Source organism: Bradyrhizobium sp. USDA 336 (assembly GCF_044908355.1).
In the GTDB taxonomy this organism is placed as follows: Bacteria; Pseudomonadota; Alphaproteobacteria; order Rhizobiales; family Xanthobacteraceae; genus Bradyrhizobium; species Bradyrhizobium yuanmingense.
Map to the genome: position 1 here is coordinate 110,286 of NZ_JBIYDC010000001.1, position 23,230 is coordinate 133,515.

The following is a 23,230-nucleotide window of genomic DNA, read 5'->3' on the forward strand; positions in this document are numbered from 1 at the left end:
CGGAATCATCTAACGGTTGACCCGGATACTGCGGTTCTTGTACCGCCGCCATGCTGCGTAAAGCGCGGTCTGATCACGAGTTTCTGGGGTCGAATAGTGTAGCGTTTGTCGGTGCTTCTTTGAGCCCAAATAAGGGCCTCGCCGGGCTTAAGCGCCGCGAGTTGCGTTTCACTTACGTCGTCAAGTGCAGCGATCGCGCCTTTTAGATGTTTGAGCCACTGTGGCGATGTCATTCGATGCAGGATCAGTACCGAAGTCAGCTCTACTACAGCGCGGGGAACGGAAAGCGGATCTTGACTGGCGATAACCACGCTTGTGGCTTGGTGTCGCATTTCGCGAATGGTTTCAACGACCTGTCCAATCAACGCCGACTCTGACATGTATTTATGAGCTTCGTCGAAAACGACCAGCTTGTTGAATTCCCGACTCTCATGCCTTTGAGCCGAAAAAATTCTAAGCATTACAACGAAAAGCCCAAGTGCTTCATCTTTTTCAATCCATTCATCACGCAGATCTACTATTACGGTGCGGCCCGGACGAAGAAGCTGGCCCATCCTCTTGCTGTCGTTGATGTATGGCTCGGCAAGGCGAATCCTGTCTTCGGCCAGCTGGCGTGCCCCCTTCGACAATTCAGCTGCTTCAATCTCGCGACGGAAAAGATCCAGCGTCAATTCACCTCGGTGCTGTCGCATGATCGCTACTAACTGACGGACATACAGCGAATCATTGCCATAAGCGCCCAGAAGGTATTTCCAGCTTTCAGCTCCGAGCTCTGCCGAACTGAACTGGATTGGTTCCACATCGATTCCCGGATACTCGCCTCTACGCTGCTGCACTTTTGCGGCGGGCACTAGCAGTACGACATCCTGCAGTCCCTTGGGCCGGGCGCCGTAATCCGATAGCAATCTTTCTATTTCGGATTGCTTCTGATTGGGACGTACAGCTGCCGCGTGCTCGGGTTCGTAAGCATCGGATTTATGATAATGAAATATCACAGTGGCGAGAGGAGAGGGCAAAACACTAATGCCGTCGACTTGAGTGGTCGCCATTTCAGCAATCGTGCCGAGGGTGTACGATTTCCCAAAACCCTGAACTCCGAACAGGCTGATAGTGTTGCACCCATTCAGGTCGATTGCGACAGTCTTATCCGCGCTTTTTCCAAGTATTCCAAATTGCGGTGAGAAATTGCTCGCCCCCAGCAGAATATCTGGCAGATTCAACCTCTCAACGCCATCCTGAGGAGAGGTGATCGGCGGCTCTGGCTGATCATTATTCGTACGCGCCTCATCCGCCGCGCCAAAAGACGCAGCCGCTTCTTGCCCATCCGCTGTCTTCACGATTTCATTCGAGGCTGCTACCGGTAACTCAATATCGGGCGCAGTCGACTTCTCAAGTGGGGGGACAGCAAGTAGGGTCCGGAATGACTCAAGCTCCGGGTTGGAAATAGGAGGCGCGGGCGACGGCTTGAGGTAAGATCTTCGACCATCCGACATAAGGCTCCGATCGCTCGTTCGCTCCGCATGGCGATTAACCGCAAACGATAGGAGTTGCTGAGCTACATCTCCACCAAATCGATAGACACGAAATCCAGGTTCGTCCTCATCCTCATGGATACCCACGCCGGCCCGTTCGAAAACGACACCGAGCGGTCGAATGTCAAATTGATACCCTTGGTCGAGTCTTTCGATCCTAGCCAAAGCAGAGTCACCTGCTGCTTTGCTCAGAAGCTCGTAACGGACCGCACGTCGAACGTAGAATGATAGGATGGTCCCGAGCTCTTTCGCTTTCAATGCAAAATCTGCTCTTGGCAACGAGTAATGGTGAGGATCGAACAGTTCGCGGATGCGCGATTGAGTGTTCTCAACCTGATCGTACATGTTCCTGTAAAGCTGTGTACGAGCGGGTGAGCCAGCAAGTTCGGTTCTTAGCTTTACTTCGACAATGTCAAGGCGAAGGGTATTGTCATTGCCAAACCCGACCAACAGAAGATCAGCACGTTTTTGAGACGACACCTCCTGTTCCGCACTTTCCTGCCGAAACCAACTTCGATGCGCGTCGAGCGGAATAACAATGCGGTCGGAAAGAATGCCGACTCTTTCTAACAACCATCGGGCCAACAATAGTCCCACAACTTCAGACGAATGAGTTCGGGCAGATTCAAACCTAAGGGCGAGTCGTCCGGACAGGGATCGAATGGCTTCCAGAACGACTGCTTCATCTCCATCACTTAATAGGAGTTCGAATCTTGAAAGGGCAGGTCGAATTAGATCTTCCAGTTCGATAGCGCTTCGGGTTGTAAGAAGAAGACGTTGGCGATCCTCGTTCAAATACTCCGGAGCAAAGTCTAGAAGGTATCCTGCTTCATTTGCCGCACTAGGGCTATCAAAATAATCCAGTCCGAGATTGCGGTCGATGGTAACGACCCAGTCGCTATAGTCGTGCACCCGCCTCAGAAGCGCCTGGGCGCTTGGATCTAAGTTCAAAGCAATGACCGGAGCTAAGCCTTGAGCGGGAGTTTTGCCGAGTGCAACGGATGCGCATAGGCGCTGCATTATAGCTAGAGCAGACCCCATGTCTGGACCTGACGAGCTCGCATCTGGTTCAGGACGCAGGCCTTTAGTCCACCCAAAAAATTGTCCCGAAGTCTCGATTTGTACTTCTGGCTCTTGAACCAATCCTGAAACAAAGGACCCGCGTCGCAAATGGTCGACACGCGCGATGCGACTATGTGCAATGAATTGCTCATGCAGTATCGTGACATGCGCTGCGTAACGTTCAGGTGCTTGTAAAAACTCCTCTATTGTATTTCTGGCAAACACCAACTTCGGAAGCAAATGATTACTGGACGCTAGCGTAAACTCGTCGTCTTCGCTCACTTGGCGTTCTGGGTCGAGAAGAGCTTCAAGTCCATCGGCGACAAGGTCTAGTTGGTTAGTTGCTGCAAAAAGATGAACGGCGTATCGTAAAGCCGGCGCGTTTCTCTTATCAATGCTGAGCCGCCGGCGCTCAACTGCTCGCAAGACGTCTGCAACAAATCTACCATCACCGGGATTGAACACGTTCAGTCGCAACTGTTCCGCATAGGGATGCTGCTGTAGATACTCAAATATTCTTGTCGCAATATCCTCGGAGCTTACTGCGCTCAACAGAATCGAGCGATTGCTCATCCCCATTGCGCCAAGGATCCGATCGCGTGCGGCAGCAGCGTCTAGCGGAGCATCCGCTACTCCTCGATCAAGCAAGTACAGTGGCCAGAAAGGGGTTAGGGGGGTATGCTCGACATATCCTCGGCCTTTGCGATCAAAGACAACCATAGGCAAGTTAGCTGGAATGAGATCGTTCCGGAGTTGTCCAACGAATCTACGCCAGGATGGCACAGCATGGGTGGAGTCCGACCACGAATTAATTGAGTCGACACATAACCGAGCATGCGCAAGATGCCAGGCCAACCGGAGTGGATGAGTGGGCGAGAGAAGAAGCGCTCGTCCCGGGTCGCCTACGGAAGAGCGCCACCGCAGTTCGACAACGTCCAAAGACGCTAATACTTGTGGTCTCATACCATTGGCGCCACCGGTTTCGAGCGCAAACGATCCTAGCTTAAGATACGTGTCTACGTACTTATCGATGGCTGCCTGATGATCTAGTAAATTGACTGTTTCTACGATGCCTGCGCGCCGGGCAAGTTCATCGGAGTCGGCCCCTTCGGCAATGTGGTCTCTCAGAATCAAGCGACACACTTCCGCGCGTGCATCGAAAAATGCTTTAGTTAGGAGATGGTCTGGCAGGAAGTCATCATCATAACTTAGTTCGATGTCCGCTGCAGACCGCACCCTGGAGAGCGAAAGGTAGTGCTTTCCGACCCGTTTAGGATTCTGAAGGATAGCAACTTGTACCTTTCGCATTAGAGAAGGCACAGAGATTGCCAATCCTGCGAAGCCGGGGCCTTCGAGCTCAAAATGAACGTCGGATCGAGGTGCTGCCCCTACAGGTTCATCCCACGCGCCATTTGCATCACTTAGATTAGGCAATTCATCTTGCACCTTTCCACCGAGCGACTTCGCGGCGACATGCATCCATCCGTCCATAAGTGAGGAAACCAATACCGATCTGGAATCCTCGGGTTGCGGAATGGTGTCCTCGCGAAGGACCAAAAACCTTTCGGATTCATTTTCCGCGCGGCTGGTCGCGTCCTCAGGGTCGATTAGTCTTGGGCTGGCGTTAAGAAGGGCGCCGTCGCTGTCGTACGCTTCAACCTTTATGTAATACGTACCTTCTTCTAAGAACTGCAGATCTGTAACTCGTACCGACCTCGTGATGCGAGAATTGGGGCCCGATGTTCGTGGGTAATTATTGCTTTCCCACGCGACTGATGGCCCGTCATCCTCAACGGAGAGAATTTGAACGCGGAAATGCTTCCACGAAGGATACTGACTTGGTTTAGGTGCGGAGCGAAAGGCGACTTTAAGAGCTTCTTTTCCAGCTAAATTAAGTACTGGAAGCCGGACTGCTCCGGGTACAATGTCCGCGCCTTGAACAGGGAGCGTAAGCGGCTCCAAAATTAAGCGCAGTTCTCGCTCATTTAGTGTGTCGGAGAACTGCCATTTATCGAACGCAAGATGACGATACTGCTGGTCGCAGGCAACGTGTTTAGCCCATATGCGAATATCATCCGATTGGCGATTGCGTAGAAAACGAAACAGTTCCGGCTGAAGTGTATTGGGTGTTACTCGCAGACGTGCGAGCCGCGACTGCAATGGCTGCGCAATATCCCCAAGAAATCCACAGACAGCCTGATTGCGCGACAGCCATTGGATGTGAGAACCACGGGTGAAAAGAGCGAAGTCGGGTATTAGGCCCAATGCATACAGCGCACCTCCCGCCTTCTCCGGAGTTCCACCGTTCTTCTTGACGGTCAATAGATATTGCACTTCTTCATCGGCATGGCGCGTGAACTTTTCAAGCCTGAGCCTGCCGAGCATTTCACGCATCGCCTCTTGGAGAGGCTTCTCGATGTCTTTGAGAAGGGCCTCAACCAAATCGTTGGCGACTGACGTCATGGAGAGTTCAGTGAATGTCGCAATATCGAGAGAATCCTCGGCCGCGTTCCGCAAGCCTTGCGGGATGAAAACCAATAACGGCTGCTGCAGCGTATTGCGTAGTTCAATGATTTTGGTAGCCGTTGCCTGCCAGTCTTCAGGGGTGACTTCGTCTGCTAGTACTTTAGCAAACCATCGAGCGTCGCCTTGAAGCTTCTGGCAAATATGCCGCATAACCGAAGGCGGAAGGGATGTTACCCTAAGGCGTTGACCGGCGCCGGCCTTCTCCAAGGCGCTAACCATCATCGGAAGGATCTGCGTCGCCACAAATTCGTGGAGGTCTTCCTCAGTCGCGTTCGTGATTAGATCAGTCATTTGCTAAGGTCATGCTGAGCGAGAATGTACCGCGGCTTAACGGTCTGCGCATTGTAAGCGTCACTTAAGTCGTCATAAAAGCCGATTTCGCGGAGGCGATCTTTCAATGCCCGAAGATTTTCCCGGAACGCGCGGTGCTCGTCGAGTGTTGTAGGCTTGCGCCCAGAAAGCGTCGAGGGACCTATTACAAAGCCATACCTTCTTTCAATCCAACGCAAAAAATCGTCGATTAGCATTGGCTTCGTGGAAAACTGCCTGTTTATTCCGTCCCCATCTGCGCGTAGCACCGCCAGCTGTACAAACACCTCCAATAGCCGTCCGCCCAGGTGCCAACGACGAGGATTCGCTTTCGATCGCCCTTGTATCAGCGCTCCAAAAGAAGAATTCTTCTGAAATAATTTGTCCAGCATCTGAACAAGATAAGTCATATGATGCTTCTGACGAATATGAGTCACGATTTCGACAAATGTATCAAACGGTGGTAATCCGGCGTCTAAGATCGACTGTACTTCGACGGGAACCTCCTCATTATCTTCGTTTAATCGTCTGAGCTCCTTCAATTGGGCTTTGAAGTCTGCCTCGAATCCGTCTGGCGGATCGGTCAACAGCGCAACAACTTCAGCTGGCGAAGTTCCGAGCTTCTCCTCTTGCGCATAGCGCAGGAGTTGGTTCACTGAGAAGATCGATTTTATCAAGTGAATTAAACCGCTGTACTCGCTTGCAGCGTCCTGCTGTGCGAGCTGCGCCATCCGAGTTCGAAAATCGCTCCCCATATCAACCGTAAAACTGAGTTGATAGGGGCAGTCCCGGAACGGCGCGTCCGATGCACCTTGAACAGGGCACGATTGGCACTTCGTGTTTGGTGCCCGGTCTTTCACCCAACCGGACAATTGACGTCCGACCCGAAGCGTGAACAGTCCGATGTGCAGGCCAAAGATAGCTTTGAGATAATCAATCATTACCGGCCTTGGGATGACGTCTTGATAGGCCAATAGCCGTTGGACGTCATCACCCAGTATGCGCGACTGCCCAACGCAAACTGGAGCAAAATTGGCAACCTTCTCTCCGGAAGGATGCATGTTCGGCAAGTCCTCGACTAACTTCAAGACTGTTAGTGTCTCGAGATCGAGATGCGTTGCACCATCAAATCTGCCGGTGGCTGGGTCTCGTCCTCGCTCCAAGTACTTTCGTAGATCCACCAATGCTTGCCGATCACCATGCTCCAGCATTGCGTAAAGGGCGTCGGCATGATTGTAGTCGCGACAGTATTTTGAAACGCGTATCTTGTGGGCATCAAGATGGAGTGGTCGCAGCGATGCGATAGCTTCAGTGGGGCGATTTCGGTTCACTAGGTCAAAAATGTCTGTTTCGAGCCATTGCTGAGCAATTTCTCTGTTCTCCAGCATACCCGTCACACCGGGCATGGCCGCCAGCGTTTCAACGTGAGCACGAACCTGCTCGAACTCCGCTTTAGCGCGCCCACGCGTAGCGGGACGCGTTCCATCGCATCGCAGCAGCAGAAACAAATTGATGAGAACGCGGTCAAGATCGACGTTCTTAGGATCCGGATAGAATACTTTTGGGTTTCGAAACTCCTGATCTTGCTTCCTTAACTTCATGGGGATGTTTCCGCCGCGATCATATGGGGAGAGAGTTTAAGCGCTATGCCGTTGCTGCCGCCCTGCGCTTCAATCTCAAAGAAACTCTGGTCATCCGGCGTTACCAGTAGTCGATCAAAATGGGTGGCGAGGAGTTCATTCCGGAAGATAAGCAAATTTACGAACAAGCCCTGCAGATCACTCATGGTTGGACGATAGCCGCTACGGATCAATTCTAACATCTCTAACAAATCGAGAGAGATCCGAAGGCGGGCATGTCCATTCCCATGTTCAGATATCAACTCCACAAAATCAGGAGCGTATTCTAGATACTGTACGTTAACTGGGGAGGGTACCCGTACTTCAAAACTGTCTTTTGGAAAGAGTCGATAACTTCGAACCTTCGAGTCTTTGATCCGGCTGATACGCAGCGCGAGAAAATTCTTGGAGACCTTTGAGCTAAGAAGTCCTTCTGATAGAGACATCGCGTCGATTGCAATATCTCTTAAGCGGCGACAAGCATCGAGACGCTTCTCTCCAGCAGGTTGCTCAATTATTTCTTCGAGCGTCCTTGATGACCGGTAGGGAAGTTGCTGTTCCCAACCAGCATCTCTTCTTTCGAAAAAAGCGCGCCTCCGCCAATGAGCCAAAGCCGCGCGTCGGTTTTCAAGTACATCCTTGAAATCGGCTTCGTCGCTCAGTTTTAACGCACTGTTCCACAGCTCACCCAGTATCTTTTCCGCTTCGTTTGAGCGCCTTTCATACGTCATCCAAGGCACGGCGTTTTGAGGAGAGTGATCGAGTCGACGATCTAAGGTTGGGAGGTTGACAAGGCCCACGTCAGATTCTCGGAGCTTCCGAACTAAGCGGTCAATGATGCGCTCGTCGCGGAGTTCATCTCGATTTCTCCGTTGTTGCATTGCCGCAGGCTCACGATCTGCAAACGCTTCAGGGTAATAAAGTGATGCCAGCGCTTTGGTAACGCCCGGATCTCGGCGACTGAGAAGCTTAGCCACATCGTCGCAGCTGTGATCGCGCAAAATCATCCAAGAGAGGGCTGAGCGCAGATCACGCATGGTAATGTGAGCACGCCGGCGCAGATGAACAATTTCGAACAGCCGTCTAACGCGTCTACGCGTTTCTATGCCAGAGGCTGGATCACCTAACGTATCGACATTGTGTTTAATCGGGCATCTAACTTTGTGTTCACATGCCTTGCAGGCGGCCCAGATGTCTTCATCGAGCATCTTAACTAGTTGCTTCTCGATCAGCGACTCATCGCCTCCTGCTGTGACGGCGCGGAGATTCAGGTTAACAAGGAGTGCTTGGTTGGGTTGCGCTTTACCCGCTAACGCGTCATGGACGAATCCGTTAAGCCCAACGAAGTTTTTTGAGAATCGACTGTGAGCGAGAAAGTCAAGAAGACGACCTTCGTTTATGGCGATAAGGCGTGCGGCGCTCACTCCCAAGCCAACTAGTGATGGTCCTTCGAACGGAGCAAAAAATTGTGCTAATACTTCGTCGCTTGTACGATCGCCCTCATCTTGAGAGCCATCGTAGTTCGTTTCGTAGTCGATGCCGTCGCGGCTCCATCGTGAACCATTCCCACTACGAAGGCCGACTACACTGGTACTGGCATGAAAGGATTTTTCTATTTGCTGGAGGAACGCAGTCTTACCATCACCGGCATTCCCCGTTACGATCACGAGGCGAAAGTTTCCGCTTGCGATAGCTGGTGCTAGCTTATTATCCAGTCGGGTGGGGACATACGTAATCCGAGCAATTTCGTCCAGCCCTCTTGTCCCAGCGTTTGTTTCACGCGCCTGACTATAGAGGGTGAGCAATCGCGTCACGTAAGGATTGTAATTTCGTCGTGCTGCTTCGTTCGGCAAAAGAGTTAAGCCGGGAAACCTTCCCTCGCGCGACACCGATTGCACCCGGGCTGCGTAAACGGCTTCAATAGATTTGAAAGCCTCGAGCATTTCACTGGCGGACTGAAAACGCTCGTTTCGAGTAGGTTGGACGGCTTTAAATAAGAACGTATTCAGCTCAGATGAAAGGGTGTCGAGCTCCGGTAGGATATCATTTGGAAGAAAGGGGCTTCCTTTCGACGGGTCGTCTTGGGGGTACGGGTGTCTCTGGAGTATCAGTTCATACAGCACGACTCCCACAGAAAACAGATCGTCCTGTTCGCCCCAGGATGGCTGACCGGCATCCGGTGGACAGTAGCGTGGAGTTCCTGCCCGACCGGAAGCATCACCGATGAATGTTGCGATGTTGAAATCTATGAGCTTCAGTCGATCAGTGGGTAGCTCCAGCAGCAAATTTGCCGGCTTGATATCTCTGTGAACGATATTGGCAGCATGCATCGCGGCCAATCCATCAAGAAGCTCAGCGCCTACGCGCTTAACATCCGGCCAGGCGAATCGTTTGCGCCCGTCGCAGTAGGGTTCGATCGTCTCGCCCTCGATGAATTCATAGAGCACATAGGGAGTTTGATCAGGGGGCGCGAGACGATCCATCCAGATGATCTTCGCAACGTTGGGGTGCGGCGGCATTTTGCCGGCGTCGCGCCACTCATGGATCGTGAGATCTTGATTGCTAATATTCGTAAGTAGTTTCATCGCGTAGGTTTTTTGGTGGTCTAAGTGAAAGACGCGGTAAACGCGGGAAAATGCCCCTTGACCAAGAAGTCCGTCAATGCGCCACACGCCGTCTACCAAACTTCCCGCTTCAAACCGGGCGGGCGAGGTTTCCGGGGGCAATATCTCTGCGGAGGAAGAACCGGCACTTAACAAGTCTTGAAGAGTTTTCCCTGCATTCAGCGCACTTGGTCGCTCATGAAAATTGCTCGTGCTGAGAAGATTTAGGATCAGTTCATCCAGACGCGCATCAACTCCTTCTCGGAACTGGGAAGGCAATTTTGGAGGCATACCTTTAGAGGATCGAGCCTCGCTTGGCCCGTCGAATGGAACTGTATCAGTGAGTAGCTGATACAAAAGCACGCCGAACGAATACATATCTGATGCGGTATCGAAATCGTAAGATGATACGTTTTCAAGCTCTGGAGGAATAAATGCTAAGTTGCGCCTCGCTTCGGTTCCTTCAAATACCGAAATGTTTCCCTCAAGAAAGGCGCGATCGAAATCAGTCAACCGGGGGAGATAGTCATACCCGACGAGGACTGCTTCGGGACAAACATTTCGATGGACCACGCCGCGTGCGTGAATTTCTGTGAGGGCCGATGCCACACCCGCGGCAATCTCCAAACGTTCCCGCAAAGTGAGCTGCTCGCGATCAGGGTTGTTAAGATACCCATGCAGCGTGCCGTATTCGGACCATTCAGTAACTTCATAGAACTCATTATCGTCATCTATGAAGTCGAAGTGCAGGACAGGAAGGAGGTTTGGATGGCGACCGATCTTCGCCACGGCTTCGGTAGGTCGACGGATAATCGCCTTTCGCTTTTCAACGACTTGGGGAGTCCCGCTGCGATCTAGTCGCCATGTTCGAACACGAAAGCGACTCGCGTCATCCGCAACATGCGAACGCCTCGCGATATATTCTCCGCAGTAGTCGTCAGCATAGAGCGTTTCTATGATCTCGAAACCCGCCACACGCCGCCTGGGCCCGCGAATACGGCTGGCCATTCGACCGAGAAGGGCCTTTTCTATATGGGAGTAAGCACTCTTAACATTCGATGCGCGTGACCCCAATCTTTTAGAATCTTTGAGCCACGTGGCGGCGCTACTCAAATGAACGACGTGGCTCCCCCAATTGCCGTTTACCTGTATCTGAGTTCCGTCCGGTACAATTAGCAGGGGATCAACATACACGAGATTTGCTAAGGCTCGGAGCTGTCCCTTCAGAACCTTGCACTTTGTGTTTGTTAGCCAGAGGGGACACTTCTTCGGACTTTGGTTGAGCAGCCATTCTTGATCGTCACCACTAAGGCGGCCGTACCATTCTTTTTCTTCAACTACGTAAATGGCGTGCGGAGAAAGTACTACGAGATCGAATTCGAATGCCCCCAGATGCTTATGCTTAATTTGAAAGTTGGGAATTATAGTATAATCGTCAGGCAATTCCTTTTTTAACTGCTCGCACACCCGCGGCTCAAAGGGTCCGACGAAGCCACCTCCCGATGAGACATCAATCACACGAGCCATTCTGGAAGTACCTCTTCTTCGATTATCCGAATAGCCTCAATTTCGGCGGCCGACGCTTGCATCCGGGCGAGCTCTGCGTCGGAAGTAAGTGACTCAATTAGCTGTGCGTCAGTAGAAGAAAGATCGGGATAAGGGAGATTCAGAAGCAGATCGAGCCTGACCGAAGGGATACTTGTCCCTACGGCTGTTGATTTGATTAGCGCTTGTCCGACGCCAGTTGATAAAAATGTATAGGCGACAGCCCGATGCCCGTCTCGAGGTAAAATTCTCAGGATGTCCTGTGTAACTCCGCATTTGTCACCCAAATAGCTGGCTAATTCAACTTTCCCAAACAGCGATCCGTCAGAAAGCTGACCGTGGCTTCCTGCTAATATTGCATTCGATGGCACGAGCAGCTGCCGGTCTGAGATCGCCGGCCGAGCAATTCTACGTGGGATGGGGCGCATAAGAAAGACGTCTCGCTGTGACATGAAATCGATGCCATACGGTCGATCACACTCGACCCGAGAGAAGCGTGGTCCATTGAACGCACCGCCGTCCTCAATTGCATCCCGCAAGCGCGATTTCCAAGCAGAGCTGAGGTACGAGAAAGCTCCGCGAGTCGATGCGAAGTTCCACGCTGAGATAGTGTCAAGGGGGCCGGCCCACATTACTGCCGAGATGCGCCGATCGGTCCCCATCTCTGTCGCGGTCTTTATGTCTTGCAGCTGATCGACTACTGCGCGAGCGCTTCTTAACTTTTCGTCGTACAATTCACGGCCTTTAATGCCCACTTTAACAAGCGAAGCAACGCGTCTCGTCACTTCCTCGCTAACGATTGGAATTGGTAGTGTTCCAAAAAGATCATCGCGAAACCTGAGAATTTTGGTGCCATAACTAGTCGATCTAATGGCTCGAACGCCGGTCGGGCTGGCCAAAAACGCATACGCGAAAAGAGAAATATCATTACCGGGCTCTTTGAAAATTAGAGACATGGCATCCGGACCGACATACTTGCCGACTAGGCGCCGGTCGGCAATTATAGATCGCCCGTAAAGCTCGTTTTCTCCTAAAGTACCCGCGCCTGCGACAAGCACGTCGAAGCGAGTGATCTCGTGCGCGTCAGGATTTCCCATCGAGTCGCGTCTGATAATTCGCCCTCGCGGTTCGGAGGCGAACATATCGGATTGAGATAAAAGTTCGATGCCCCGCTCTGGGGCACAGTCTTTGCGGGTAAAGACTGTTCCATAAGCAGGCCCCATTTTCGCAAGCAGGTCACGAAGCGGAACTGAACGGCCTTTCTTAGCGGCGCGTATCTTTTCGATTTCGGGTGTGTAATTCAACGCTCGAAGCGCTGCCGTCCGAGGATGCTTAGCAACGAATGTTATCGCCTTCATTTCTGAGCCGTTTGGGTGCAGAGCCGGTGATATTCTTCAGCAATCCACGGCAGATCATCCGCGACGTCCTTTGATGCGACGAGGCGTTCGATCTGATCTATCTTTCTATTTCTCTCGCGACGTTCGATCACAGTTCGTGTTTGAATTTTCTCAGTACCGTCCAGATTGCGTACGTACTGCACTTCCCCGCGACGTCCGTGTCCACAATTTTCTGAGATTGCCATGAAAACCGGCCGTTGTGCTGGACCCTTTGATCCCGCCATCCTGATCTCATTGTCTGCTCGACGTCGCAAAAACACACAGCTAGCCTGTACGGAGACTTGTGGAAGAAAAGCCTCGGCAGGTAAATCGACGCTGGCCAGTAACTCCATGTGCCTTAACATCCACCATCGGACAAACTCCATCTGCTCACCGGGATTTCCTAAAATCCCATTTGGGAGAACGATCGCCGCCACGCCCGTACCGGGCTTCAGAAACTTCCAGCAAGTCTCGATAAATAGAATTTCGGGGGGCACCTTTTTCTGCAGCTCGCGCTTAGTCCATGCATCCCCAGATCTCTTCCAAGTGTAGCCCAGCTCAAATGCTCTGAGGATGTCTGGATCTTCGACAGGGATTTTGGCACCGAAAGGTGGGTTAGTTACAACGTAGTCAAATTGCCCGTGTCCGCCCCCACTTTTCTTGCTAAACGTAGATTGTTCCGGCGAAGCAAATTTGGGAATTCCAAATTCGAGACTGTTGAAGCTGTATATATTTCCATGTCCGTCGTTATTCATCACCATATTCATACGCGCGGCCTTGCGTAGCTCGGGATCGACATCGATGCCGTACAAAAACGAGCCCGCGTATTTACGGATGGATGGATCGATCTTTTTCAGTTCGCTGGGAACAGGGTTTTCTGGATAAGGGCACTCGTTTCGCGACAGGAACAGCTTCCGCATGCTGGAAAGCACCACAACGAGGAAACCCCCGCTTCCGCACGCTGGATCAAGCACCTTCTTGTCGGGAGTCGGCGCAATCATGTCGATCATCATTTTTATTACGTTTCGGGGAGTAAAGAACTGACCCCTCTCTCTTTTTAATGTGGTCGATGTGATTGCCTCGTACGCAGTACCCTTCGCATCCGTGTCTGTATTCAGAAAAGAGTAGCGAGAGAGTTCGGCAGCAATAAAGGATAAAGCTCTGTCGTTTAAGGTGATTTCTTCGTTTCCATCAAAAACGTCGTCGTACTCGTCCTTCACTCTGGCAAAAAGGTGCTTGATCCTCTTGGCAATCTCTCGCTGCCCCTTCTCAGAGTTACGCTCGGTCGCCCCAACAAAAAATTCGCGTGCGCTCGATCGCTCGTCAAGAATTTTTGCGAAGATCAAATATAAAATTTGCCAGAACGCGCGGTCACCGCGCATGTTTTGGTTGCCGTAAAGATAATCATGGCAACGCCTGAATGTTCGCAGAAGTGAATCGCCGGATGCGACGCGGAGGGGCCGTCGATCCGCTGTTTCGAGCTCTTCCAGGCTCTCATCGAGCGCTGGAATGTCGGTGAGATCGGTAAATTCAGGAGCGCCGGTACGCCTGTGAAACGTTCGCATGCGAAACGACAATTCAATTCCATTTGTCCAAATTCCAAAGACCTGTGATCGGTCTTGAGAGAGGTTTCCGAGCACCTCATCTAGGACGTCGATTGAATTCTTGTTACTCTTCGCTGAGGGTTTCGCGACAATCACTACTCGAACAATATCCTCAAGCGCGGAGTCATCGCTTTCGTAGACCGCCAACGAGACGACGCGGGTCCTATTTCGCTCCTTGCCCGCTTCTTCGGAAACGCACTGAATCCTAACATCACGCTTGATTTGCTTCAGCGGGATTCCATACTCACCATGAAGCTGCTCGATAAGAGATTGAAGCGTTTCTTCTTGAGGCGTTGCCGGTTTATGTTCACCGGTAAGAGCACAAACAAGCATCCCTTCTGGGACGATGTCGCCATCGTCGCCTTGGCCGATGTCATCAATCACTTTTGCCCCCACACTAATCGAAGTAACCGCGCAACCAAGCCAGTCGGATCGACAAAACTAACAGCCAGAGCGGCTCTGATTGCGTTCTCAGGTTAGCGCCGAACTGATAGCCGACTCATGCTACGAGTTACTGTCTTACGATCAATGGCTTAGCTCGGCAAATCCACATATGATGTTCGATAGGTAACGGTGTCACCACTCTAGGTGATCCAACTGTGTATGGGCCGATCAATTCCGCCCTCAAGTGATGTTCTGCGGCCGGCGATATTTCGCTATACATCTCATCGCGCAGGTCTTGATTTCGATAGCACCCAGTGCTACATTTCCGGTATGGCCGACGCTGAAAAAACCACGCGGACTTTCAAAACCGCGTGGTTCTCCAAGGCGGCGCGCAAAGCTCGCATCAAGGATGCCGAGCTATGCGAGGCAATTCAGGAGGTGATGAAGGGCCAGGCCGACGATTTGGGCGGCGGCGTCTTCAAGAAGCGCCTGAACAAGAACATGCACCGGAGCATCATTCTCGCGAAGGGCGGCCGACACTGGATTTACGAATATCTGTTCGCGAAAAAAGATCGGGCAAATATCGAGGATGACGAACTAGAGGATTTCCGCATCCTGGCAAAGAGCTATGCCGCACTGAATGATGAACAGATCGCCAAGCTCTTAGAGGACAAAGACCTGACGGAGATATGTCATGCCGAGTAAGAGTAAGTTTAAGAGCGATATTTCCGAGGCGGTCCACTCGTCTGCGGCCATGCTGCACAAGGTAGGCGCACTCGACAAGGCGACGATGCGTGACTTCGACGCGCGTCACCTGGCCGTTCCGACCGAGATCAAACCCGCGCAAATCAAGCGGCTTCGTGAGGCCAACAATGTTAGTCAGCCGGTGTTCGCCCGCTACCTCAACACGAGCGAAAGCACGGTTGAAAAGTGGGAGACCGGTGCCAAGCGGCCGAGCGGGATGGCGCTCAAGCTGCTTACGGTTGTCCAGAAGCACGGGCTAAAAGTTCTCGCTTAAGGCTCGAGTTGCATTGGACTGTAGTTCATGGGCGCCGTTATGACAGGTTTCAACAGCCTCGTTGATCCTCAAGCTCAGGGCTTCGTGGATTGCCTGCCTCGCGATGCTCGTGTCAACCCACCGTCATCGGCGACCTACGACAGCCCAACCTCTTCGCCTCAGGTCAATAACGGATTGGGCGAGCCCCTTCGGGCCGGCTCTATTCGCTTCGCTCACGGAGCCCGCATGCGGTCTCCGCGCATTCGCGTAACGATCCTCTCGCAAGGGCGCGGCAACCCGCCAGCCTCAATCGATCGATCCCAAGCGCTCAACTGCAGCAGAAGCCCCCTCGGGGAGACTCAAACAATGATACCTGACAGGCTAGGATCCTCGCCCGGAACGACGACACACCCTTAAAGTGCGGCCACGACCCGTCGAAAAGGGCCGGGCGGGGCGCCGACCGTGAGTTACACGGTCACGGCTAAATTAAGCTCTCCCAATTCAGCCCGCGTTCTGGCAATTTCGGCTTGATCAGAGGAATGCCAAACAGAATTCCGCTCGACCCCAAGCTGCCGAAGGCCTTCAACGCGACTGCGAACGACGCACGAAGCAAGGCGCAGCTCGATCAATGGTGGGATCGTCCTTATGGTGTCACGTTGCCGGATGGCCGGATAGAGGTGCGGTGCCTGAATGGCGGGGCGTGGGACCGTTCGACCCATCTCGGCATCGCGGATGATTACGATGCGGCCTGTGCGCTGGCCGAGGCAAAGCAAGCGGAGTGGCTCAAGTTCCGGGAGCGCCCCTGCGTCCAGTTCGACGCAGATCAGGTCATGGTGGTCCGGCAGGCCCAGCGGCCGGACGAGGCACCGCAACAACTGGCGACGTTCGCTACCGCCGACGCGGCAACTGACTACTTGCGCGTCAATTTCCCCGATACGTAGGCCGATGTTCGGACATCCGCATGGAGCTGGATGTCGTTCTCGTCCTGGCTCTGTTTCGCTCGGCTCGGGAGGTCCACCGTCTTGGAATTGATCTCGCAGCGGTAGGAGTGTTTGGGCGAGACCCTTCGGGGACGGGTCTACTCGCGCGGCCGGGAAGCGCACTGCCGGAGCCCGCAAGCGTTTTCCGCGCATTTGCGTGACGATCTCGTGGGTGATCGGCGATTTCACGATCATCAGCTACGGCGACCTGCTTCTCTCCGGTGGAACCTGTTCTCGCCGACGCACGCCCGCATGTCCGCGCGCCGGAACCAGATGGCGCGTCCGCATCGCAGCGGCGGGTTCCCGGCGGTGAAGATGATCTGTTCGTCGGTCCGCATTCGCAGCACCTCATGCGGCAGCATCAGCGGCCGGCGCGCCAGCTGCTTGGACCGCGTTCGGGAGGAACCCGACATTTGCGAGGACTGGCTGAGCTGATCCACCTCGACCGTCGTGTCGCCGCAACGCTTCGAGATGTAGTCCGCCGTCTCGGGATCGTTGATCGCCGAGAAGGAGATCCAGGACGCGCTCTCGAACCACTTGCTGGTGGCATCACGTCCGCCATAGGCCTCGCGCATCTGGCCGATCGATTGATATAGCATCAAGAGGCTGATGCCGTATTTGCGTCCCGCGTCGCGCGCAGTTTCGAGAATGCGCAAGTATCCGAGCCGAGCGACCTCATCGAGCAGGAACAGGGTGCGGCCGTTCACTTCGCCATTGCGATTGTAGATGGCGTTGAGCAGGGAGCCGATGACGACCCGGGCGAGACCGGCGTGGTTCTCCAGCGTCTTCAGGTCGAGGTTGATGAAGACGTCCGTCCGGCCCTCCGCGAGCTCGGCCGTCGTGAAGCTCGACCCGGACACCAGTGCGGCATAGTTGGCATAAGAGAGCCAGTGGGTTTCCTTCACCGCGTTGGCGTAGACGCCGCTGAAGGTCTCCGGGGTCATGGCGATGAAGGGCGCGACATTCTCCTTCACGAATCCGGACTCCGAGTTGTCGTAAATCGTCTGAAGCCGCTGGCGGAGCTTCGGCTCCGGCTCGGACAGGTTGGCGCGGACCTGGCGGAGGTGCTGATCCTTCTTTTCCGTATGACCGGACAGGCAGACATCGCCGATCAGGGCCGTCAGCAGTTGCAGCGCCGATGCACGAAAGAAGTCGTCCCGCGCCGAGCCCTGGCGCGGATTGTCGGTCATGATCCACGACGCGACTGCGGCAATGTCCTCTTCCTTGGTCGCGCCGTGTAGGCCGATCCAGTCGAGCACGTTGAAGCCGATCGCTGACGAGCGGGGGTCGAGCACGAAGACCTGGTGGCCCGCCCCGTGCCGGTGTCCCGTGACCATCGGTGCGACCTCGTTGGAGGGGTCAAGGACGACCAATCCGCCGGCCCATTTGAGGGCCGTCGGCACCGTCACGGATGTCGTCTTGAAGCCGCCCGAACCCGCAAACACGATGCCGTGCGACGAGCCGAAGGACGCATCGAAACAGAGCAAAGGAGACTTGCCGCCGGCGCCCCATGTCTCAGCGTCATCGGCGCGGAAGGACCGATCAGTGACCGCATCCCGATCGACGCGATAGCGCTCCCCGACCACGATGCCACCTGCCTCCGGGAACAGCCGCGCAGCCTCGGTCATCGCCATCCAGTCGGACTCGCCATGGATGGCGCGCCGGCCCCGGATGCGGCGCGGCTCAGCGGCCGCGAAGGCGGCGTTGCCCCTCATGGCCACACGCAGACCGAACACGGCCGTAAGCGCAGCGATCATCGCTCCCGCGATGGTCGAGGGATCGGCATAGGCGAGAAGCCGGTCTCCGGCCGGCAGGGCACTGGTGAAGGAATGGAGGCGCGCGATCTCGCGCGACGCGGCGATCGAGACCACGAGCAGGCCGCCGAACACGACGCTCCAGCCGGCTGAGCGGATTGCCGTCGCACCGGCCGCCGCGAACAGGAAGACCACGCCGATCGCCGCGGCGATCACGTAGGGCAGGGCGATGCCGATTCGGCCAAACACCAGGTGCGCCTTCGGGGTTGTCCCGAACTTCGAAAGCCAGGCTTCGATGCCGGTGAGGGCAAGGCATAAGCCCGCCATCAGCAGGGCCGGGACGATCGCCAATGCGATCTTATTTGCTTTCATGACCGAACGCCTTGGCGCCGATCGCCATCAGGCGCTCGCGTTCCGCTTCGTTGCCGCGCAGACGGTCGGCAGCATCGATCAGCAATCCCAGCAGCAGCGCGCGCTTCTCGTAGCGCAGCCCGGCCTTGGCGATCAGGCCACCGAGCTCGATCTTCTCCCGCGTGTCCTTCTTGCGGGCGTGAGTTGAATTGGAGCGGCGCATGCGTTCAGCCCTGTTCAGCCACGCCCGAAGACGCGCCAGGCGCGACGGCCGCGGCCGCCTTCGCCGTTCGGCTCCCGCCTTTGCGAAACCGGCCGGCGATCTCCTCGAACGCCGTCAGCAGCGCGGCTTCCTCGATCTCGATCTCTCCCATCCCGGCCTTGAGCGCGATGCGGCCGATCCGCTCGGCCTCTCGCGTTTCAGCCTGCTTCAGCTGATCCTGAAGCCGAGCGATTTCGTCCCTGATCTGCCGCGAGGGCTTTTTCATTCCGGAAGACCTTTCTTCTGCTTTGCGCGAAGCGCCCAACAAGAAAGCCGGGGCAAGCGAGAAGCGCGACCCGGGTAATTAACGGGGTCGGCGGAGCCGACGCTTTGGAAGATCATCCCGCCGTTCCGAAGGAGCGGCTTCCCAAGGGCGCAGTAATACGTCGCTGATGCGACGTCCTGCTTCCCGCCCTGTATGGGCAGGCCGATCCCGACGAACAGCATGTTCATTCGTCTCGGGGATCACTCCAGCCGTGGCCATCACCCATTTCACGCCCCAGCTCATCGGTCGCGGCGATGGCCGCAGCGCCGTGCTGGCGGCCGCCTACCGGCATTGCGCGAAGATGGAATTCGAGGCCGAGGGCCGTACCGTCGACTATTCCAACAAGCGTGGGATGATCCACGAGGAATTCCTGCTGCCGGCCGACGCGCCCGCGTGGCTTCGGACCATGATCGCCGATCGCTCCGTTGCCGGCGCGTCGGAGGCCTTCTGGAACAAGGTCGAAGCCTTCGAGAAGCGGGCGGATGCGCAGTTCGCCAAGGAGTTCATCATCGCGCTGCCCGTCGAGCTGACGACCGACCAGAACATCACGCTGATGCGCCAGTTCGTGGTCGAGCAGGTGCTGTCCCGCGGACAGGTCGCGGACTGGGTCTATCACGATGAGCCGGGCAATCCGCATGTGCACCTAATGACGACGCTGCGGCCTCTCACCGAGGACGGATTCGGGCCAAAGCGGGTCCCGGTCATCGGAAAAGACGGACAGCCGCTGCGCATGAAATCCGGCAAGATCGCCTATCGGCTTTGGGCCGGCGACAAGCAGGAGTTCCTCGATCAGCGCAATGGCTGGCTCGACCTGCAGAACCAGCATCTCGCCCTGAACGGCCACGAGATTCGGGTCGATGGGCGGTCCTACGCGGAGCGCGGGATCGACGTCGTGCCGACCACCCATATCGGCGTCGCGGCCAAGGCCATCCAGCGCCGCGCAGAGCGCGAGGGGCGCGATCCGAATCTCGAACGGCTGCGCGTTTTCGATGAGAACCGGGCCGAGACGTTGAGGCGAATCCAGCGCCGTCCGGAGATCGTGCTCGAGATGATCTCCCGGGAGAAGAGCGTTTTTGACGAACGAGATGTCGGCAAGCTGCTGCATCGCTATGTCGACGATGCCGAGACCTTCCAGCACTTGATGGCACGGGTGCTGCAAAGCCCCGATGTGCTCCGGCTGGAAGGGGAACAGGTCGACTTCGCGACGGGCGCGCGGGCGGGCGCGAAATACACGACGCGCGAACTGATCCGGCTCGAAGCGGAGATGGCGCGGCGCGCGATTCATCTGTCGGGCAGCACGCCTTTCACGGTCAAGACACAGGTGGTTGCCGCCGTGTCTGCGCGTCACGCCAACCTCTCGGCCGAGCAGCACGCCGCCATCGCGCATATGGCGGCGTCCGGAGAGAGGATCGCGGCCGTTGTCGGTCGTGCAGGCGCAGGCAAGACCACGATGATGCGGGCCGCACGGGAGGTGTGGGAAGCCGCCGGTTATCGCGTCGTCGGCGGCGCCTTGGCAGGCAAGGCGGCCGAGGGATTGGAGAAGGAGGCGGGCATCGAATCCCGCACGCTCGCCTCCTGGGAACTGCGATGGAAGAGCGGTCGCGATGGCCTCGACGATAGAACGGTTTTTGTCCTGGACGAGGCCGGCATGGTCGCGTCGCGGCAGATGGCGCTGTTCGTCGAAACAGCGTCAAAGGCGGGAGCGAAGCTCGTCCTGGTCGGCGATCCCGAACAGCTGCAGCCGATCGAGGCGGGGGCGGCGTTTCGCGCGATCGTCGAACGCACCGGCTATGCCGAACTCGAAACGATCTATCGCCAGGGCCAGCAATGGATGCGCGACGCTTCGCTCGATCTTGCCCGTGGCCGGACGGCCCAGGCTCTGTCCGCCTATCGCCATCATGGACGCCTGCTCGGCTCGGAGTTGAAGGCGCAGGCGATCGACAATCTCATCGCCGATTGGAATCGCGGCTATGATCCGTCCAAGTCGACATTGATCCTGGCCCATCTGCGCCGCGACGTCCGCGCGCTGAACGACATGGCGCGGGCCAGGCTGGTCGAGCGCGGTCTCCTCGAACAGGGCCATGCCTTCCGGACCCAGGATGGCGAGCGCCGGTTTGCGCCGGGCGACCAGATCGTCTTCCTGAAGAACGAGGGTTCGCTCGGCGTCAAGAACGGCATGATCGGCAAGGTCGTGGCAGCCAAGCCGGCTTGCCTGGTGGCCGAGATCGGGGAGGGCGAGGACCGCCGCCGCGTCGAGGTCGATCAACGCTTCTATCGCAATATCGACCACGGCTATGCGACGACCGTGCATAAGGCGCAAGGAGCCACCGTCGATCGGGTCAAGGTGCTGGCAACGCTGTCCCTCGACAAGCACCTGACCTATGTCGCGCTGACCCGCCATCGCGAGGATGTCGCGCTCTATTACGGCCGGCGTTCGTTCCAGAAGGCCGGTGGCCTGATCCCGATTCTGTCGCAGCGCCGGGCGAAGGAGACCACGCTCGATTACGAACGCGGCAGCCTCTATCGGGATGCACTGCGCTTCGCCGCGAACCGCGGACTGCATATCGTCAAGGTGGCGCGCACGCTAGTGAACGACCGCTTGCGCTGGACGATTCGCCAGAAGCAGCGCCTCGCCGAAGTCGGCCGGCGGCTCCGCGCCCTCGGCGAGAAACTCGGCCTTGTCGATGCTCGCAAACCCATCATCAGCACCGCACACAAGGAGCCGAAGCCCATGGTCGCAGGCGTAACGACATTCCCCAAATCCCTCATCGACACCATCGAGGACAGGATCCTCGCCGACCCCGCCATCAAGAAGCAGTGGGAGGATGTCTCCACCCGCTTCCGCCTCGTCTTTGCCGATCCCGAGCGCGCGTTCCGCGCGACGAACTTCGACACCATGCTGAAGGATTCCGCCGCGGCGTCGTCGACGATCGCCCGTCTCGCCACGAACCCGGAATCGTTCGGGGCGCTGCGCGGGAAGACCGGTCTGCTGGCGGGCAAGGCCGACAAGCAGGAGCGCCAGCGCGCCGAGGCCAATGTGCCGGCGCTCAAGCGCGACATCGAGCGTTACTTACGTCTTCGCGCCGAGGCCGAGCATAAGCATGAGGCCGAGGAACGCACGATCCGGCATCGCGTGGCGATCGACATCCCCGCTTTGTCGCGCGACGCGCGTCGCGTGCTCGAGCGCATCCGCGATGCGATCGATCGCAATGACCTGCCGAGCGCGCTCGAATTCGCGCTCGAGGACAGGATGGTGAAAGCGGAGATCGACGGTTTCAACAAGGCCGTCGCAGAGCGCTTTGGTGATCGCACATTCCTGGCGAATGCCGCTAAGGAACCCAACGGGCAGACCTTCGAGAAGGCGGCCGCCGGCATGGATCCGGCGCGACGCGAGCAGCTGAAAGAAGCCTGGCCAGCCATGCGTACGGCACAGCAGCTCGCAGCAGGCGAGCGCACCGCGCAGGCCCTCAAGCAGGCCGAGGCGCAGCGTCTGACCCAGAGCCAGGGACAGACCCTGAAATGATCACACGGCGCTTCCCCTTGGTGATCCTGGTGGCTGGTGCCGGCCTTGTTGCCGCCGTGGCAGGCGCCGGCTGGGGCGCCGGACTGCGCATCAACCTGACGCCGAGCTATCCGCGGGGTCTCTGGCGGATCAAGACGCTGGATCGGGCCGCCGCCGCCGGCGATCTCGTCTTCATCTGTCCGCCCGATACGGCCGAGTTCGAACGCGCATTCGCGCGCGGTTACATCCGGCGCGGACTTTGCGCCGGGGGCTTAAGCCCGCTCATCAAGACCATCGCCGCCATCGGCGGCCAACAGGTCGATGTCGCCGAACAGGTCTCGATCGACGGCCGTCCGCTCCCCGATTCCGATGTCCGGCCGACTGATGCGGCCGGCCGTCCTCTCATGCCGTTTGCCGGCGGCGTCATTCCCGCCGGCGACCTCTATCTCCACTCCGATTTCGCAGGCTCATATGATTCCCGCTATTTTGGCCCGATCCCGTCATCGGGCGTTCTCGGCCTCGCCCGGCCCGTCTTCACCTTCGGTCCCTAGCGCCTGGC

Annotated in this window: 13 protein-coding genes; 5 read left to right on the top strand and 8 right to left on the bottom strand. The window is 56.3% G+C overall.

Annotated features, from left to right (window positions below; all coding sequences use genetic code 11):
- Nucleotides 1-5: 5 nt before the first annotated feature.
- The 5 genes from ABIA45_RS00565 to ABIA45_RS00585 are packed head-to-tail and all read right to left on the bottom strand — an operon-like array spanning nt 6 to nt 14,560.
- A complete protein-coding gene (locus tag ABIA45_RS00565) occupies nt 6-5,411 on the bottom strand; it encodes an ATP-binding protein (protein WP_404650841.1) in 5,406 nt (1,801 codons plus the stop codon).
- Complete coding sequence (locus ABIA45_RS00570; RefSeq protein WP_404650842.1) at nt 5,408-7,030, bottom strand: hypothetical protein; 1,623 nt, start codon at nt 7,028-7,030, stop codon at nt 5,408-5,410. Before ABIA45_RS00570 ends, ABIA45_RS00565 begins: the two co-directional genes overlap by 4 nt.
- The gene (locus tag ABIA45_RS00575) at nt 7,027-11,178 is read right to left on the bottom strand and encodes a protein kinase (protein WP_404650843.1); all 4,152 of its coding nucleotides are present in this window, start codon (nt 11,176-11,178) and stop codon (nt 7,027-7,029) included. The genes ABIA45_RS00570 and ABIA45_RS00575 overlap by 4 nt, the downstream gene beginning before the upstream one ends.
- Nucleotides 11,166-12,500, bottom strand: coding sequence for a hypothetical protein (locus tag ABIA45_RS00580; protein ID WP_404650844.1), 1,335 nt, complete (start codon nt 12,498-12,500; stop codon nt 11,166-11,168). The genes ABIA45_RS00575 and ABIA45_RS00580 overlap by 13 nt, the downstream gene beginning before the upstream one ends.
- Nucleotides 12,501-12,550: 50 nt before the next feature.
- Nucleotides 12,551-14,560 (bottom strand): restriction endonuclease subunit M, encoded by a 2,010-nt coding sequence (locus ABIA45_RS00585; protein ID WP_404650845.1) that lies wholly within the window; start codon nt 14,558-14,560, stop codon nt 12,551-12,553.
- Between the two features lie 330 nt (nt 14,561-14,890).
- Between ABIA45_RS00585 and ABIA45_RS00590 the strand changes: the two genes are divergently transcribed.
- The 3 genes from ABIA45_RS00590 (at nt 14,891) to ABIA45_RS00600 (ending at nt 16,498) form a co-directional block, all read left to right on the top strand.
- A complete protein-coding gene (locus ABIA45_RS00590; protein WP_404650846.1) occupies nt 14,891-15,265 on the top strand; it encodes a type II toxin-antitoxin system RelE/ParE family toxin in 375 nt (124 codons plus the stop codon).
- Nucleotides 15,255-15,578, top strand: coding sequence for a helix-turn-helix domain-containing protein (locus tag ABIA45_RS00595; RefSeq protein WP_404650847.1), 324 nt, complete (start codon nt 15,255-15,257; stop codon nt 15,576-15,578). Before ABIA45_RS00590 ends, ABIA45_RS00595 begins: the two co-directional genes overlap by 11 nt.
- Nucleotides 15,579-16,096: 518 nt before the next feature.
- The gene (locus ABIA45_RS00600; RefSeq protein ID WP_404650848.1) at nt 16,097-16,498 is read left to right on the top strand and encodes a hypothetical protein; all 402 of its coding nucleotides are present in this window, start codon (nt 16,097-16,099) and stop codon (nt 16,496-16,498) included.
- A 233-nt stretch (nt 16,499-16,731) separates the two neighbouring features.
- On the opposite strand, the gene traG is transcribed toward ABIA45_RS00600, so the two are convergent.
- From traG to traC, 3 genes are read right to left on the bottom strand one after another with little or no spacing between them, the layout of a single operon-like run.
- Nucleotides 16,732-18,663: a Ti-type conjugative transfer system protein TraG gene (traG, locus tag ABIA45_RS00605; protein WP_404650849.1), complete on the bottom strand. Its 1,932-nt coding sequence runs from the start codon at nt 18,661-18,663 to the stop codon at nt 16,732-16,734.
- On the bottom strand, nt 18,650-18,865 hold the full coding sequence (gene traD, locus ABIA45_RS00610) for a type IV conjugative transfer system coupling protein TraD (protein WP_404650850.1): 216 nt from the start codon (nt 18,863-18,865) through the stop codon (nt 18,650-18,652). Before traD ends, traG begins: the two co-directional genes overlap by 14 nt.
- 4 nt (nt 18,866-18,869) lie before the next feature.
- Entirely contained in the window at nt 18,870-19,130 is a 261-nt protein-coding gene (gene traC, locus ABIA45_RS00615) for a conjugal transfer protein TraC (RefSeq protein ID WP_404650873.1), read from the bottom strand.
- 250 nt (nt 19,131-19,380) lie between these two features.
- On the opposite strand from traC, the gene traA reads away from it, so the two are divergent.
- Nucleotides 19,381-22,692, top strand: a complete 3,312-nt coding sequence (traA, locus tag ABIA45_RS00620; RefSeq protein WP_404650851.1) for a Ti-type conjugative transfer relaxase TraA — start codon at nt 19,381-19,383, stop codon at nt 22,690-22,692.
- Nucleotides 22,689-23,222, top strand: coding sequence for a conjugative transfer signal peptidase TraF (gene traF / locus ABIA45_RS00625; RefSeq protein WP_404650852.1), 534 nt, complete (start codon nt 22,689-22,691; stop codon nt 23,220-23,222). The genes traA and traF overlap by 4 nt, the downstream gene beginning before the upstream one ends.
- Nucleotides 23,223-23,230 lie beyond the last annotated feature (8 nt).

What these genes read in the sequence shown, in the direction of transcription:
- ABIA45_RS00590 (WP_404650846.1), top strand. Translation starts at nt 14,891, where the DNA reads ATGGCCGACGCTGAAAAAACCACGCGGACTTTCAAAACCGCGTGGTTC.
- ABIA45_RS00565 (WP_404650841.1), bottom strand. Translation starts at nt 5,411, where the DNA reads ATGACTGATCTAATCACGAACGCGACTGAGGAAGACCTCCACGAATTT.
- ABIA45_RS00575 (WP_404650843.1), bottom strand. Translation starts at nt 11,178, where the DNA reads ATGGCTCGTGTGATTGATGTCTCATCGGGAGGTGGCTTCGTCGGACCC.
- ABIA45_RS00595 (WP_404650847.1), top strand. Translation starts at nt 15,255, where the DNA reads ATGCCGAGTAAGAGTAAGTTTAAGAGCGATATTTCCGAGGCGGTCCAC.
- ABIA45_RS00570 (WP_404650842.1), bottom strand. Translation starts at nt 7,030, where the DNA reads ATGAAGTTAAGGAAGCAAGATCAGGAGTTTCGAAACCCAAAAGTATTC.
- ABIA45_RS00600 (WP_404650848.1), top strand. Translation starts at nt 16,097, where the DNA reads ATGCCAAACAGAATTCCGCTCGACCCCAAGCTGCCGAAGGCCTTCAAC.
- traG (WP_404650849.1), bottom strand. Translation starts at nt 18,663, where the DNA reads ATGAAAGCAAATAAGATCGCATTGGCGATCGTCCCGGCCCTGCTGATG.
- traC (WP_404650873.1), bottom strand. Translation starts at nt 19,130, where the DNA reads ATGAAAAAGCCCTCGCGGCAGATCAGGGACGAAATCGCTCGGCTTCAG.
- traF (WP_404650852.1), top strand. Translation starts at nt 22,689, where the DNA reads ATGATCACACGGCGCTTCCCCTTGGTGATCCTGGTGGCTGGTGCCGGC.
- traD (WP_404650850.1), bottom strand. Translation starts at nt 18,865, where the DNA reads ATGCGCCGCTCCAATTCAACTCACGCCCGCAAGAAGGACACGCGGGAG.